This window comes from Mesoplasma photuris ATCC 49581 (assembly GCF_000702725.1).
GTDB lineage: Bacteria > Bacillota_I > Bacilli_A > Mycoplasmatales > Mycoplasmataceae > Tullyiplasma > Tullyiplasma photuris.
This window is the reverse complement of sequence record NZ_JNJI01000006.1, coordinates 59,962-75,564: the sequence shown is the minus strand read 5'-3', so window position 1 is coordinate 75,564 and position 15,603 is coordinate 59,962. Positions and strand designations below refer to the sequence as shown.

The following is a 15,603-nucleotide window of genomic DNA, read 5'->3' as shown; positions in this document are numbered from 1 at the left end:
GACGGGGAGGTTTGGCACCTCGATGTCGGCTCATCGCATCCTGGAGCTGAAGTCGGTTCCAAGGGTTGGGCTGTTCGCCCATTAAAGCGGTACGCGAGCTGGGTTCAGAACGTCGTGAGACAGTTTGGTCCCTATCTGTTGTGGGCGTAGGAAAATTGAAGAGAGCTGACCCTAGTACGAGAGGACCGGGTTGGACGCATCCCTGGTGCACCAGTTGTCTCGCCAGAGGCATAGCTGGGTAGCTATATGTGGAACGGATAATCGCTGAAGGCATCTAAGCGAGAAGCCTCCTTTAAGATGAATTTTCCCATTCGTAAGATGTAAGATCCCATGTAGACCACATGGTTGATAGGTTGGGTGTGTAAGCGCTGCGAGGCGTTAAGCTTACCAATACTAATAGATCGAGTGAATTTTAGATAAAATCTATTACAAACGCACATTTAAATAAACATTAAATTTCAATCTAGTATTCAGTTTTCAAAGAACAATCAAAACAATTTAAGATCTGGTGATAATAGCGTAGAGGTCACACCTGTTCCCATGCCGAACACAGAAGTTAAGCTCTACTACGGCGACAATATTGCCTTGCGAGAAGATAGCGAGTTGCCAGTTCTAAAAGAAAAAGAACCTTTAGGTTCTTTTTTTTATTGGTCCAAAATAAAGCAATTTAGTGATATAATTTTGATAATAATATGGAGGATGCTATGACTTATAAGGGTAAACAAATAATATTTTCAGATTTGGATTCAACACTTTTAAGAAATAATCATTACTTTTCAAAAGCTACTAAACAAGTTGTTAAAGATTTATACAAAAAAGGGGTATTTTTAATCCCAGTAACAGCAAGATCGACATTTGATGTTATTACTCAAGCAAAACGCTTAGGAATTGATAAAATCGGTGGTATTGCTGCTGCTAATAACGGATCTCAAATTTATGATTTTAAAAATAAAACATGAATTGTAAATGAATATTTAAATAATGAAACTGTAAAAATTATGTTTGAAGAATTTTTTGGAAAACACAAAGCAAAAATTCATTTTTATGCTGATGACACTACTTATGTTTTCAATGAAGGAAAAATGTCATTATACTGAGCACAAATGATGGGAACTGACTATATTGCAGCTCATAGTTTTGAAGAAATTAAACATAAAATTTCACATGCAACAATCGTTCTTAAAAAAGGCACACCAACAGATGAAGCTAAAAGCATGTTAAAGTTTATTCAAGATAATTTTTCAGAAAAAAATGATGTACAAGTATACACTGAAAGAGTTATTGAAATTTGTCCTAAAGGAATTAATAAAGGCAGCGCTGTTAAAAATATTTGTGATTATTTAAATATTGGTGAGGAAGTTGTTAAATATGCTTTCGGTGATGGACCTAATGATTTTCCAATGTTTGAAGCAGTTGAAGTTGGAGTTGCCATGGCAAATGCGATTCAGGAGTTAAAATCATCTGCTGATGACGTTACAGAATTTAGCAATGAAGAAGATGGAGTTGCTAGATATATTTATAAAAATATTTTATAGGTTATAATAATAGTAAGTTAATTGTTAGAAAATTAACTTATATAAAGGAGAATATATGTCAAGAGTTATTGAAATTACTTCAAAAGCACAATTTGATGAATTAATTAAAAAAGGAAAAACATTCGTAGATTTTAAAGCAGAATGATGTGGACCATGTAAAATGTTAGCTCCAATTATTGATGATTTATCTGGAAAAATGACAGATGTACAATTTTTAGCAGTTGATGTTGATAAAATTCAAGAATTAACAGTTGAATATCAAATTATGTCTATGCCAACAATGATGATGTTTGAAAACGGAACAGTTGTGAGAAAAACAATCGGTTTCATGGGTCCGGCACCTTTAGCTGAATTCATTCAAAAATAAAAATAGATCGCAAGATCTATTTTTATTTTCCTATTTTTTCAAATTCTTCAAAAAACGAAGCATAAAATTCTAATACTTGAAAACGAAAACTCTTAATATCTTCAACAGTTTCATCTTCAACATCTTCTTCAAGTTCATAAATTGTTTGTTCATCAATGTAATCATATGTCATTTTTGAAGCTGTGAATCATAATGTTTCAAGTGGTGTATTAGCTTTTTCTAATTCCACTAAAAAAGTTCTAAACAATGACGAAATATGTTGTACATCCTCAGTTGCTAATTCCTTAAATTCAGCATCTGATTCTTTATCTTCTTCGATAATTTTGATTATATTTAATTCGCAAGTTTGAGCCCCGCTAATTAATTCTTTAAAATCCATAAAGCACTCCTTTAACTAATCATATAATAACATTTTTCAATGTTATAATAAAATAAAAGGTGGACAGATATATGTATAAATTAATCGCGATTGATGTAGATGGAACTATTTATCGTCATGGAAAAGGGATTCACCCCTTAACAAAACAAGCTTTACAAGAAGCAGTTAATCAAGGCTATAAAATTTGTATTGCAACAGGAAGAAATAGGCTATCAATTGAACCTATTGCAGAAGAACTTGGAATTAAAGATTTAAAAACTCCTTTTGTAGCTCAAAACGGAGGACAAGTGTTCACATTTTTAGATAATGGTGAATTCGAAGTTGATTATACTAATTCATATTCTGAAGAAAAAGCGCATGAACTATTTGATATTGCCAAACAACACAAAGCTGAAGTTTTTACATATACAACATGTGATGACATTTCTTATAGAAGAGGATTTCCAGTTACAATTTTTTCATTCGTTATGAGATTTAGAAGTAAAGCTAAAAGAATCAAATACAAAAAAGGTATGAAATTAGATCCTGCTATTACAAAATTTATGTTATTTGGTAAAACGCATAAAATGAAAGAAGTTAGAAAAATTGTTGAAGCTAAAGGATGCAACGTTTTTGAATTTAGTTATGTAGCTGATTCAAAATCAAATATTGAAATAGTTCCAAAAGAAACAGATAAACGCGAAGGTTTAATTTATGTAACAAATAAATTAAACATTAAACCTGAAGAAGTAATCTTTTTTGGAGATGGTGAAAATGATTTAAAAGCAATTAAATGAGCGGGTTGTGGAGTTGCAATGATGAATGCAAAAGATTATGTTAAAGATGCTGCAAATGACATCGCAGATTACTGTGATGCAGGTGGTGTTGGTAAATATTTATACGACAATATCTTGAATAAAAAATAATTTGTTAAAACAGCATTTCTGCTGTTTTTATTTTTATTAGAAAAGTTGCAAAATGGTAAAAATAATATAAAATAAATTTATTGTAGAGTCCGGAGGTAAACTATGTTCATTTTGAAAAAAACACAAGAATTATCAAACTCAGAACAGTATCTAATCGTTGAATGATTGGATGCTAGTTTTTCTCGTACTCAGGACTTTGAAACAACTTTAGAAAACGAATCTCTCTCCCTGTAGAAGGAAGTCTGACAATTAGACTTCTATTTTGTTATGCACAACAAAATTTTATTTAAAAAATAACATAGAGAAGGATTTTAAAATGGAAAAAAACAATATTTTAGAGCTTCGTAATATTACAAAAGATTACGATGGTAAAGTTGTTTTAAAAGGAATTAACTTAAACATCCATGAAGGTGAGTTTATTACTTTATTAGGCCCATCAGGATGTGGTAAAACTACAACTTTAAGAATCATTGGAGGATTTGAAAAACCCAATGCAGGACAATTGTTATTTGAAGGAAAAGATTTAACTCCAGTTTCAATTAACAAACGTCAATTTAATACTATTTTTCAATCGTATGCATTATTTCCACATTTAAATGTATTTGAGAATATTGCCTTTGGTTTGAAAACAAAAAAAACTAAAAAAGACATGATCGAACGTGAAGTTATGCGTCAAATTCGTCAAGTTGGTTTAGAAGGATTTGAAGATAAAAAAGTAACTGATTTGTCAGGTGGTCAAAAACAACGTGTTGCAATAGCACGTGCTTTAGTAATGAAACCTAGAGTTTTATTATTAGATGAACCAATGGCTGCTTTAGACGTACAATTACGTAAAAAAATGCGTGAGGAATTAAAACGCCTACAAAGAGATATCGGAATTACTTTCATAATGGTTTCTCATGATCAAGAAGAAGCTTTGTCAATGAGTGATCGAGTTGTTGTTATGAATGATGGTTCAGTACAACAAATTGGAACACCAGAAGAAATTTATAATACACCAGAAAACCGTTGAGTAGCACAATTTGTTGGGAGCTCAAACATTGTTACTGATGGAATTTTCTTAGAAGATAACAAAGTGAAAATTGATGGTAAAACCTTACCATGTTTAGATACTAACTTTGGTGTTGATGAAACAAGTATTGATATTGTAATTAGACCAGAAGACATTCAAATCAAAAAAATTAATACAGGATATTTTAATGGAGTAATCACAAATGCAGTATTTAAAGGTGTTCATTGAGATTTAAAAGTTGAAACTAAAAAAGGACGTAGTTGAACAGTTCAAACAATTAATAATTATACAATCGGTGATGAAGTCGCATTAAAATGAGACTCTGAAGCTATTCATGTTATGTGAAAAGAAATCGACGAATAGTAGGAGGTTGTATGAAAAAAGAAGAAAATAAAATCTTTGAAGAGAAATTTAATCAAGAAGAGTTAGAACAACAGATCGATGAACAAATTTCAGTTCAAAGAAGAGCAAAATTGAAAATGAAAATTTCAGAAGTAAATAAAGCGCTTTCACGTACAAAACTATTCAACTTTACAAAAGGGAAAGTATGACCGATACTTGCACCATTTTTTGCTGTGATGGGATTACTTGTTATTCTACCCCTATTAATGATTATTATTTTTGCATTTGTTGAGCCCGTTGATGGTGTTCAACAGTTTGCTATTACAATTGAAAATTTTTGAAAGATGTTTACAGATGCAAACATCATGGGATCATTGGGTCTATCAATTGGATATGCTTTATTAGCATCTATTTTATGTGTAATTTTTGGTTATCCAATTGCTTTAATGATGGCTCAAATGCGATCAAAAATTTTAGCACGTAATATGTGAGTTTTGATAACAATGCCGATTTGAATTTCAATGTTATTAAGAACTTTAGGATTACAATCACTATTTTACTTATTAAGTCCAACTGTTATGGGAACTCCAATTGCAATTATTATCGGAATGGTTTATATGTTTATTCCTTTTGCAATTACACCGATTTATGATTCTTTAGAATCACGTCGTATTGATTTAGAAGAAGCAGCTCAAGATTTAGGAGCTTCTAAATTTAAAACATTTTGAACAATTACAGTTCGTTCATCGATTCCTGGTGTTTTAACAGGATTTTCATTAGTGATCGTTCAAGCAGCAACATCTTTAATCATTGTTAAATACATGGGAGATGGTAAGGTTAACTTAATTTCTGCTGTAATTGAATCATACTTCTTTAAAGGTAATAACTTCGGATTTGGAGCAGCTATTTCTGTTGTTTTAGCAGCAATGGTATTTGCTCTAATGGTTATTATCAGAGTTATTAGTAATAAATTTGAAATGAAAGGAAGCAAGAAAAAATGAAAAAATTCTTCAAGGGTAGCTACTTCGCAATAATCTTAGCATTAATTTATGTCCCTTTAATGGTGATGGTATTATTTTCATTTAACTCGGGTTCTACAACAGTTTCATGAACTGGTTGATCTGGAGAATGATATACAGAGTTTTTTAATAATTCACCATTTATTAAATCAATTATCACTTCTTTATTTGTTGCTGTAATTTCAACAGCGTTATCTGTGGTGATTGGAACAATGGCAGCAATTGGATTAAGTCGTAGTAAAAAAGTAACACAACGCAAGTGATTTGGAGTGGCTAATATTCCTTTGATCAATGCTGATGTTGTTACAGCAGTTTCATTGATGATCGTTTTCTTAATGGTCGGAATGAAATTTGGACTTGTTTCTTTAATCTTAGCTCACGTCTCATTTAACGTTCCTTATGTTTTAATTAACGTAATGCCTCGTTTGAGAAAAGTTGACCAATCAATTATTGAAGCAGCTTATGATTTAGGTGCTAAAAATACACAAGTAATTTTTAAAATTATTTTACCAATTTTAAAACCATCAATTATTACTGCAACAGCGATTGCTTTTGCGATGAGTTTCGATGATTTTATTATTTCTTATTTTACAGGTGGAGGACAAACTAACGTTTCAACTTTCATTTATACAGCTAAGAAAATTAAACCTTATATTTTTGCTTTTGGAACAATTTTAGTTGGTGTGATTGCTTTAGCGGTTATTATTTGAAATGCATTTTCAATTTATAAACAAACTAAAATTGAATCAGCACAAAAAATCAAAGAAGGAAGTTATAAAGCTAAAACCATGGCACGACTAAATAGAGAACTAGACTCTCTATATAAAGATATTCAAACAAAAACAAAACGTCAATATGCTTTAAAACTTTCTTTGTGATTAAAATATTTTTTAGTCAAAATAAAATTACGTTATGCTAAATCTGTAAATTACGATAAACGTATTGCTAAATTAGAATGAAAACAATATAAATTACGTTCAGAAATTAGTAAAGAAAAACGTTACCATTCTCGTTTAAAAAAATCTGACAAAAAATTAATTTTATTAAATAAACAATTAGCATCAACAAATGATGTTAAAAAAGCAGCTAAGATTTCTATTCAAATTGAAAAACTACAAGAAAAAATTGACTTCTTAAATGAAGAAATTGAATGAATGAATGATCGTGATCAACTTGCAGCTAAAAAAGCTAAAAAAATTGCTGGTCAAATTGAAGATTTACAAAATGAATTAGCAGCCGAAGTTGAACCAACTAAAAAAACAATTTCTTGATATAATAAAAAAATCAAAGAGTTAGAAGACTGAAAAATTGAAGTTGAAGAAGGAAAAAACCATTATAAACTAAGAATGGTTGTTGAAGCCTTGAAAGAAACACGTACTAAAAATTTAGATATGATTGATTCATTAAATGATCAATATTTATCATTGCAAGAATTAGTTTATCCACGTGTATCGATTACAAAATCTCTTGATAAAAAAATTCAAAAAGCTAAAACAATTTTAGAAAAACAAAATTTGATTATTAAACGTAATAATCAAATCGGGAAAATGAATTATGTTTATGAAATTAAAATTCGTAATAAGTCAGAGTACATTATTAAAGTTGAAAACAAAGTAAACGAAGTCAGAGAAAAACTATTCCCAAGTAATCCTGAAGAAACTACTCATATGAAAGGTTTCGTTGCAAGAACTTGAAAAGTTTTCTTAGTAACAATCGTTGGTTTGGGGGCATTTTCAGGATTAACTGTTGCTTATGTAATGAACAACATTTATGATTTAGTGGTTGCTAACTGAGGAGAATATATTGATCCTAGTGTAATTTCTGATTTTGAAAAGAAATATGATGTAAAAATCAATTACCAAGAATATGATTCAAACGAAACTCTATACAACAAATTAGTTACATTTAACTATGATGTAATGGTACCAAGTGATTACATGGTACAAAAATTAGCATCTGAAGGTCAATTGATGAGATTGGATTATTCAAAACTAAATCTTTATTTTGATGGTGTAAATCAAGATCGAAAAGATGAAGAAGAAATGCAAGGCAAAGAAGTTGATCAATCATTGATAGATGTTATGAAAGAATCAGAAATTTCTCAAAATGCTAATGAGTTCTTAACAGAATATGAAAAAGAAATCAAAGTACCAGATGGAATTAAAAATGATAAAGGTAATAATTCAATACTTGAATATGCAATTCCTTATTTCTGAGGAGATTTAACAATTGTTGTTAATCCAACTCAATCAAATATTGATTATCTTAATCAAAAAGGTCTTCTAGTAGAAGATCCTGAAACTGAACTGTTATCTTTAAATAATAGTGAATTATCTTGAGATATTATTTGACAAGCAGCTCGAGATGGAAAAAATATGGCGCTTAACTCTGATCCAAAAAATATTTTTTCAATGGCTGCTCAAAAGAATTTTCAATCTGTTAATTTAAAAACAAATGAACAAGTTGATGCCGTGTTAAAAGATGTCGAAGAATTGGTAATGAGAAAAAATGTTGCTTTAAATGGTGATGAAATTATTACTAAAGCTGGTCAAGGATTATTTGACTTCGCTGTTATGTACAACGGTGATGCAGCTTATGCAAATACTATCTTTAGAGGCGAAGTTGAAGAAGAAAGTGAAGAAGATTCTTTATCAAGAGCTGGTCTGAATGACGGTTTATTCTTATTTGGTAGACCTAATTTAGATGGTGAAGGAACAAATGTTTTCTCTGATAACCTTGTTATTTCTAAAAACACATCAAATTTAGATTTATCATATAAATTCTTAAACCACATTTATGACAATGCTTTAAAATTAACTGAAGAAGTTGGTATTGCTTCTCCACTAGTTTCAGCAATGGAAGAAATGGTTGCGGTTGATGGAACATATGAAAATTATGCAAATCTTTATAACCCAATCGTTATGGATACAGAGTACTATGACAAATTAAAAGATAAACAATTAGGTTTTCAATACAATGGAAAAACTGATGAATATTTAATTGATAAATATAATAGTATTATTGCTGGTAAAAACTAATAAAAGCCTTAGGGCTTTTTTATTTGACCATAAGTGATAAAATTAGATTTATGTTAAGGGGTATCATGCAATTAAAATCCGATCAAAAATTTTCAAAATTAATAATTTATCCATTTTTTATATTGGTTGTGGTTTTTGCTTCTCTTTTTATAATTTCATCTTTCTTTGATTTGGAAATTATGCAAATTTTTCAAAATGCATTAAAAATAGATTTTTTTAGATATTTTGGTTTTGCATGACATGAAATTGGATGTACTGAAGTAGTTATCCCATTACTAGTTTCAGGAATGGTTATTAATGAATATGTTTATAAAAATTTAAAAAGTAAAAATAAAAAAGAATGGCAATCACAATCTCTTTTGATATTTGTATATTTAGTGCTAATAGCTATATTTATTTTTGCGTTAGTATCAAGATGATTTGGAGTAATGGATACTCTTAAAGACTTTGGAAGTGGAGTTCAATTAGAATTTAATAGAATGGTTACTAAAGAAGAAGCAAACATTATTTTAATTATAATTTATACAATTCAAACAGTTATTTTCACTACATTAACAATTTTAATAAGATTTAAACTATCTAAGAAAAAATCTTTTGTAGAAGGAACATATTGGAAAAACGCAATTAATATTTTTACCTTCTTTATAATGGCTTATATTGCTGTTGTATTATTAAAATCAATGTCTGCAAGACCTTTTTATACAAGCTTAAAAGAAACTCACGATTTTAGACTAGAGTTTATTTATGAAAAATTTGGTGTTAGACCAGAGGATACGCCGGTGTTAACTACAAAAGAATATGCTGAGTGATGAGAATTTAATGGATTATTCATTAATATGTCTAATGTAGAATTTGGACCAAAAATGGTAACTGGTTCAGCATTTCCATCAGGTCATGTTATGTCATCATCATGTACAGTAATGTCTATGGTTTATTTTATAAAACCCAAAATGAATAAATCATCAAAAATTGATAAAAATGATGTTTTTAAAATTTCAATGTTATATTTAGGATTAACTCACGTTATTTTAATGGTGTTATCATTTTTGATTAACGGATCACACTTTTTAAGTGATACTGCATTTTCATTTATGTGATCACTAGCTTGTGTATTTATTTCGTATATTTCGGTTAATTCAGTAATTGTTAGAATTCAAAGTAGGAATAATAAAAATTTGGTTAAAGTGCTAAAATAAATTAAATGAGGTGTAATTAATGGAACTTAAAAAGCAAAGCAAATTTTCCAAATGAATAACGGTTCCAATGTTTGGATTAATAATTATTTTTTCAGTACTTTTCATAATCTCATCATTTTATGATTTTGAAATAATGCAAATATTTGAGAAGCTTTTGAACTATGATTTTTTTAGATATTTCTCTTCTTTTTGACATGAAATGGGATACACAGAATTGATTATCCCTTTAGTAGCATCTGGGTTAGTTTTGGTTGAATATATGTATAGATATATCAAAATTGATAAAAAGAAAGACTGACAATCCAAATTATTTTTGTTTGTTTTGTATGCTATATTAATTTCAGCTTTCGTTATTCAACTATACATGAAATGAAACTCATCAATGTCTAAAGTTCGTGAATTTCCCAATGGTGGTCCAAATATTGAATTTATAAGATTGGTAAATCTTAAAGAATTAACAATAATTATATCTATCATTTTCACAATTCAAAGTGCAATTATGCTTACGTGTATAATTTTACTAAGATTTTATTTTTCTAAAAATAAAAAATTTATTCAAGGTGGATATTGAAAACCAGCAATTGCAGTATTGTTGATTTTTGTAATCGGTTATGCTGTTATTGGGTCTTTAAAAATTATGTCATGAAGAAATTTTTATAGTCAGTCATTAGAATCTAAAGAATTTAAAATAAATTGAATTGCAAATGAATATGGATTAGATATTGAATGAATTAAAGAAAATATGGATAAAGTATATCAAGTGATTGGAAAACCTCACGAATATCAAGAGTGATGAGAATTTAATATTTTTGTACCTAATGGAAGACCACTAGTATGAAATTTAAATATTTTTACAAATTCGGCTTTTCCATCTGGTCATGTGGTCTCATCATCATGCACAGTTATGTCAATGGCTTACTTTATAACACCGAATAAAAAAGGAGTTATTAAAAATAAAAGAAAAGAAATAATTAAAACTTCAATTTTATATCTTGGTTTTATACATATGGCTTTAATGGTATTTTCATTTTTAATTAATGGATCACATTATTTATCTGATACATCATTTTCATATGTATGAGTAATTATTTCAGCAATTATTGCATATAAAATCGCTGATAAAATCGCAAATAAAGTTAATAAAAAACTAAATAAATAGTTTTGAACTAACAATCTCTTAATTGAGATTGTTTTTAATTTAATTTGTCATAACCTATAAAATCTATTATAATAAAATAGTTATGGCGCTGTGGCCAAGTGGCTAAGGCATGGGTCTGCAACACCCTGATCGTCGGTTCGAATCCGATCGGCGCCTCCATTAAAAAAACCAATAGCTTAGGCTATTTTTTTATTTATAATTTTTCTTTTATTTTTAAAAAATGGTTGTATTTTCTAAAAAAACTTTGCTATAATATAAAAGTCGCTAATAGTGGTATTTGCGACCAATAATAACAAAGCTTGTACATGCGCCCGTAGATCAATTGGATAGATCGTTTGACTACGGATCAAAAGGTTAGGGGTTCGAGTCCCTTCGGGCGCACCATTATAAAAAATGCATTTGTTATTATTGACACATTTAAATAGTTAGATAATAACATATTATCGGGAAGTGGCTCAGCTTGGTAGAGCATTCGGTTTGGGACCGAAGGGTCGCAGGTTCGAATCCTGTCTTCCCGACCATTTAAATGGGCCCTTAGCTCAGCTGGGAGAGCACCTGCCTTGCACGCAGGGGGTCGACGGTTCGATCCCGTTAGGGTCCACCATTTTTTATTATTTATGGCGAGGTAGCTCAGTTGGTTAGAGCGTTCGGTTCATACCCGAAAGGTCGTGAGTTCAAGTCTCACTCCCGCTACCATTTTTATAAGGACCTTTAGCTCAGTTGGTTAGAGCATCCGGCTCATAACCGGACGGTCATTGGTTCAAGTCCAATAAGGTCCACCATGATGAACACAAAATATGCGGTTGATTATGACGGACAAAACAATCACGGAAGATTACCCAAGTCCGGCTGAAGGGATCGGTCTTGAAAACCGAGAGTCGGGGAAACCCGAGCGGGGGTTCGAATCCCTCATCTTCCGCCATTATTAAAAACTTAAAAGGTACGCGGGGTGGAGCAGTTGGTAGCTCGTCGGGCTCATAACCCGAAGGTCGCAGGTTCAAGTCCTGTCCCCGCAACCATTTGGCCCCATAGCGAAGTTGGTTATCGCGCCTCCCTGTCACGGAGGAGATCACGAGTTCGAGTCTCGTTGGGGTCGCCATTATTGGTCGTGTAGCTCAGTTGGTAGAGCAGCAGATTGAAGCTCTGCGTGTCGGCGGTTCAACTCCGTCCACGACCACCATTTAGAACAAAAATTTCAAGCAACCTTATGGTTGCTTTTTTTATTTATTTTGCTCATAACCACTTATTTCAATAGAAAAAATACCCAATAAGTTATATAATTTAATGGTATTACTTAAGAGAGGTAAATTTAAAATATGAGAAAAAAAGTTATTTTTGGAAATTGAAAAATGAATGGTACAAATGCAGCTGTTGAAGAGTTTTTATCAGTTGTTGATGCACAAGCTAACAATACAGAAGTTGTTGCTGGACTAGGATTACCTTTTACAGCTTTATCAACAGGATTAAAATTATCAAAAAATGTTAAAATTGCAGCGCAAAATGTACACTTTGAAAAAAATGGAGCATTTACTGGTGAAATTTCAATTGAAATGTTAAAAGAATTAGGTGTTGAATTTGTAATTATTGGTCACTCAGAAAGAAGAGAAATGTTTGGTGAAACTGATAACACAGTTAACCTAAAAGCTAAAGCGATTTTAGCTGCTAACATGACTCCATTAGTATGTTGTGGTGAAACTTTAGAAACTAAAGAAGCTGGAAAAACAGTTTCATTTGTAAATAATCAAATTGAAAAGGCATATGCAGGAATTTCAAAAGAAGATGCAATCAAAACTATTATTGCTTATGAACCAATTTGAGCTATTGGAACAGGTAAAACTGCTACATCTCAAGATGCTGAAGTAGTATGTAAAGCAATTCGTGAAAACTTAGCAAAAATTTATGATCAAGCAACAGCTGATCAAATTTCAATTCAATATGGTGGATCAGTAAAACCAGATAACATCAAAGAATTAATGTCAATGCCAAACATCGATGGAGCATTAGTTGGTGGAGCTTCATTATTATCAAAAGATTACTTAGCATTAGTAAACTACAATAAATAATTTAATGAATAAAGATATCAAATTATTAGTTTTAGATATGGACGGAACTAGTTACTATAAAATGGGAACGGTTGTTGAAGCTAATGTTGAACCTTTAAAAGAATTAATAAAACAGGGAACTCAAGTAGCTTTTGTTACTGGTAGACCTGTTTTGTCTAAAATGAACCAAATTGAAGAAAATGGTTTATTAGGTGAAAACTCTTTTATGGGAGCATTCAACGGTTCATGTATTTATGACTTAAAAAATAAAAAAATCTTATCAGAGGCACCAATCGATAATGTTTTAGCTAGAAAAATATTTGAATTAGCTAACCAAGAGAAGTATGCAAATATTATTATTTGAGGATATTCAACAGATATGAATCGTTCTGTTTTAAATGTCGTTTCTGATAATAAAAAAATTTATCATGGAGAAACTAATTTCTTTGATGGTGAAATGATTAATTACAATGATGTTAAAGATACTTTTAAAGATGACTTTTACAAATTTTTAGCATTTAATGCTAACCCTGAATTTATGAAAGAATTAAAAGATTTAGGTTTAGAAGTTGCTACAAATAATGGTGAAATATTAGAAATAAATAAAAAAGATGTAAACAAAAAGTTTGCTATTAAATGATTTGAAGAAAAATTAAAAATCACAAAAGATAATATTATGTCTGTTGGTGATGGAATGAATGATTTTTCAATGATTGAATATACTGGAGTTGGAGTAGCACTGAAAAACTCTGTTGATCCAATTAAAGAAATTGCTGATTTATATATTGATATAAATAGTGATGACGGAGCAATTAAATATTTAGTCGAAAATTATTTATTAAAAAAATAGGAGAGAAATATGAAAACTAAAAAACCAGTTATTTTAACTATTTTAGATGGTTGAGGAATTGAAAAAGCAGGAGCAGGTAATGCTGTTGATAATGCTCATATGACATTTGTTGCAGAAATGCTAGAAAAATATCCACATGTTAAAGCTCATGCTTCAGGTGAATGAGTTGGATTACCTGATGGACAAATGGGAAACTCAGAAGTAGGTCACATTCACTTGGGAGCAGGAAGAATTAACTTTGAATCTTTAGTAAAACTAAATAGAGAAGTTAAAACTAATGATATTGCTAAAAACGAAGAATTGGTTGCTACTTTCAATGAAGTTTTAGAAAAAAATAGCGCACTACATTTAATGGGGTTATTTTCAGATGGTGGTGTTCATGCTCACATGAACCACATGATTGCAATTTATAAAGCTGCAGTTAATTTTGGTCTTAAAAATATTAAATTTGATTTAATTACAGATGGTAGAGATACAGCTCCAACTGTTGTTAAAGGATATATCCAAACTTTATTAGATGAGATTAAAAATAATAATGGAGTTGGAATAATTTCATCAATTAATGGTCGTTATTTTGCAATGGATCGTGATAAAAGATTTGAACGTACTGCAGAATCATACAAAGCCATCGTAACAAGAAAAGATGTAAAATCTTTCTCAGATCCACTAGCTTACATTGATGCTCAATATGCTTTAGGTAAAGATGATGAAATGATTGAACCAGCGTTTAATGAATTAGATGTAAATGGAAATTTAAAAGAAAATGATGCTATGATTTTTTGTAATTTCCGTCCTGATCGTGCAATTCAAATGGCTTCAGTTATGACAAACAAAGGATATGCTTCATGATCAACAAAAGAATATGAAACTCTTCCATTTTTAGGAGATAAAATTCGATTTGTTTCTTTAATGAAATATGCTGATTCAGTTAAATCTCCTTTAATTGCATATCCATCAAATCCATTAACAAATACATTAGGAGAATACATTTCTAGTTTAGGTTTAAAGCAATTAAGAATTGCTGAAACTGAAAAAATTGCTCACGTTACTTTCTTCTTTGATGGTGGAAATGATTACTTTAAAAATGGTATTGCCACACCTGAAGAAGTTTCTTTACCAGGGGCAAGTATTGATTTAATATCATCTCCTAAAGTTGCTACATATGATTTAAAACCAGAAATGGCAGCTGTAGAAATAACAGATAAATTATTAGAAGAAGTTCAAAAAGATGAATTTGACTTAATTGTATTAAACTTTGCAAATTGTGACATGGTTGGGCACACTGGTAATAATGAAGCAACTGTTAAAGCTGTAAAAGTTTTAGATGAACAATTAAAAAGAATTCACGATGAATTTGTAATTAAGCATAATGGAGTTATGGTTATTACTGCAGATCATGGTAATGCTGAAATTATGTTAGATGAAGAAGGAAATCCAAACAAAAAACACACAACTTCTCTTGTGCCAATTATTGTTACTGATTCATCAATTAAATTAGTTGAGCAAGACGCTGCAATTGCAAACATTGCACCAACAATTTTAGAAATTATGGGATTAGAAATTCCAACTGAAATGACTCAACCTTCAATGATTAAGAAATAATTAAAAGACCCAAAAGGTCTTTTTTTATTTTTGAGTTTTAATAGATAATTAAATGAAGTATAATTTATAAGATAGAAAGAGGTGGTTATTATGGCTAAAATTAACGTTTTAGATGACAATCCTGAGTCCGTTTATATTAACAAAACAGAATTTAACT

The 15,603-nt window shown here is 30.2% G+C and carries 13 protein-coding genes, 10 tRNA genes and 2 rRNA genes; 24 read left to right on the top strand and 1 reads right to left on the bottom strand.

Annotated features, from left to right (window positions below; all coding sequences use genetic code 4):
• From T347_RS0103565 to trxA, 4 genes are all read left to right on the top strand, one after another.
• Positions 1-418: ribosomal RNA gene (locus T347_RS0103565) — 23S ribosomal RNA — on the top strand; the annotation flags it as partial.
• A gap of 86 nt (positions 419-504) precedes the next feature.
• Positions 505-612 (top strand): 5S ribosomal RNA (gene rrf / locus T347_RS0103560).
• Positions 613-704: 92 nt separating this feature from the next.
• On the top strand, positions 705-1,535 hold the full coding sequence (locus tag T347_RS0103555) for a Cof-type HAD-IIB family hydrolase (protein WP_031543362.1): 831 nt from the start codon (positions 705-707) through the stop codon (positions 1,533-1,535).
• 55 nt (positions 1,536-1,590) lie between these two features.
• Positions 1,591-1,902, top strand: coding sequence for a thioredoxin (trxA, locus tag T347_RS0103550; protein WP_031543361.1), 312 nt, complete (start codon positions 1,591-1,593; stop codon positions 1,900-1,902).
• Between the two features lie 22 nt (positions 1,903-1,924).
• Here trxA and T347_RS0103545 read toward each other — a convergent pair whose 3' ends face one another.
• Positions 1,925-2,281, bottom strand: a complete 357-nt coding sequence (locus T347_RS0103545; RefSeq protein WP_031543359.1) for a hypothetical protein — start codon at positions 2,279-2,281, stop codon at positions 1,925-1,927.
• 71 nt (positions 2,282-2,352) lie between these two features.
• On the opposite strand from T347_RS0103545, the gene T347_RS0103540 reads away from it, so the two are divergent.
• The 20 genes from T347_RS0103540 to gpmI all read left to right on the top strand — a co-directional run bounded on the left by T347_RS0103540 (position 2,353) and on the right by gpmI (position 15,446).
• Positions 2,353-3,186 (top strand): Cof-type HAD-IIB family hydrolase, encoded by an 834-nt coding sequence (locus tag T347_RS0103540; RefSeq protein WP_031543357.1) that lies wholly within the window; start codon positions 2,353-2,355, stop codon positions 3,184-3,186.
• A 102-nt stretch (positions 3,187-3,288) separates the two neighbouring features.
• A complete protein-coding gene (locus tag T347_RS03950; RefSeq protein WP_281170971.1) occupies positions 3,289-3,420 on the top strand; it encodes a hypothetical protein in 132 nt (43 codons plus the stop codon).
• A gap of 82 nt (positions 3,421-3,502) precedes the next feature.
• Positions 3,503-4,561: a spermidine/putrescine ABC transporter ATP-binding protein gene (potA, locus tag T347_RS0103530; RefSeq protein WP_031543355.1), complete on the top strand. Its 1,059-nt coding sequence runs from the start codon at positions 3,503-3,505 to the stop codon at positions 4,559-4,561.
• 11 nt (positions 4,562-4,572) lie between these two features.
• Entirely contained in the window at positions 4,573-5,574 is a 1,002-nt protein-coding gene (gene potB / locus T347_RS0103525) for a spermidine/putrescine ABC transporter permease (RefSeq protein ID WP_031543353.1), read from the top strand.
• Positions 5,538-8,597, top strand: a complete 3,060-nt coding sequence (gene potCD, locus T347_RS0103520) for a spermidine/putrescine ABC transporter permease/substrate-binding protein (RefSeq protein WP_031543351.1) — start codon at positions 5,538-5,540, stop codon at positions 8,595-8,597. The genes potB and potCD overlap by 37 nt, the downstream gene beginning before the upstream one ends.
• Positions 8,598-8,662: 65 nt before the next feature.
• Entirely contained in the window at positions 8,663-9,793 is a 1,131-nt protein-coding gene (locus T347_RS0103515; RefSeq protein WP_031543349.1) for a phosphatase PAP2 family protein, read from the top strand.
• Between the two features lie 19 nt (positions 9,794-9,812).
• Positions 9,813-10,952: a phosphatase PAP2 family protein gene (locus T347_RS0103510; protein ID WP_031543347.1), complete on the top strand. Its 1,140-nt coding sequence runs from the start codon at positions 9,813-9,815 to the stop codon at positions 10,950-10,952.
• A gap of 84 nt (positions 10,953-11,036) precedes the next feature.
• A tRNA-Cys gene (locus T347_RS0103505) sits at positions 11,037-11,111 on the top strand.
• Positions 11,112-11,259: 148 nt separating this feature from the next.
• Positions 11,260-11,336: transfer RNA gene (locus T347_RS0103500), tRNA-Arg, on the top strand.
• A gap of 60 nt (positions 11,337-11,396) precedes the next feature.
• Positions 11,397-11,473: transfer RNA gene (locus T347_RS0103495), tRNA-Pro, on the top strand.
• A gap of 7 nt (positions 11,474-11,480) precedes the next feature.
• Positions 11,481-11,556, top strand: a tRNA-Ala gene (locus tag T347_RS0103490).
• A gap of 15 nt (positions 11,557-11,571) precedes the next feature.
• A tRNA-Met gene (locus tag T347_RS0103485) sits at positions 11,572-11,648 on the top strand.
• A gap of 9 nt (positions 11,649-11,657) precedes the next feature.
• A tRNA-Ile gene (locus T347_RS0103480) sits at positions 11,658-11,734 on the top strand.
• A 47-nt stretch (positions 11,735-11,781) separates the two neighbouring features.
• Positions 11,782-11,874 (top strand) — tRNA-Ser (locus T347_RS0103475).
• Between the two features lie 21 nt (positions 11,875-11,895).
• Positions 11,896-11,971 (top strand) — tRNA-Met (locus T347_RS0103470).
• A 3-nt stretch (positions 11,972-11,974) separates the two neighbouring features.
• Positions 11,975-12,051: transfer RNA gene (locus T347_RS0103465), tRNA-Asp, on the top strand.
• A gap of 5 nt (positions 12,052-12,056) precedes the next feature.
• Positions 12,057-12,132 (top strand) — tRNA-Phe (locus T347_RS0103460).
• A gap of 136 nt (positions 12,133-12,268) precedes the next feature.
• Entirely contained in the window at positions 12,269-13,015 is a 747-nt protein-coding gene (gene tpiA, locus T347_RS0103455) for a triose-phosphate isomerase (RefSeq protein ID WP_031543345.1), read from the top strand.
• Positions 13,016-13,019: 4 nt separating this feature from the next.
• Positions 13,020-13,844 (top strand): Cof-type HAD-IIB family hydrolase, encoded by an 825-nt coding sequence (locus tag T347_RS0103450; RefSeq protein ID WP_031543342.1) that lies wholly within the window; start codon positions 13,020-13,022, stop codon positions 13,842-13,844.
• Between the two features lie 9 nt (positions 13,845-13,853).
• Positions 13,854-15,446 carry a 2,3-bisphosphoglycerate-independent phosphoglycerate mutase gene (gpmI, locus tag T347_RS0103445; protein WP_031543340.1) on the top strand — a complete coding sequence of 531 codons (1,593 nt, stop codon included), beginning with the start codon at positions 13,854-13,856 and terminating at the stop codon, positions 15,444-15,446.
• The last annotated feature ends 157 nt before the right edge of the window (positions 15,447-15,603 follow it).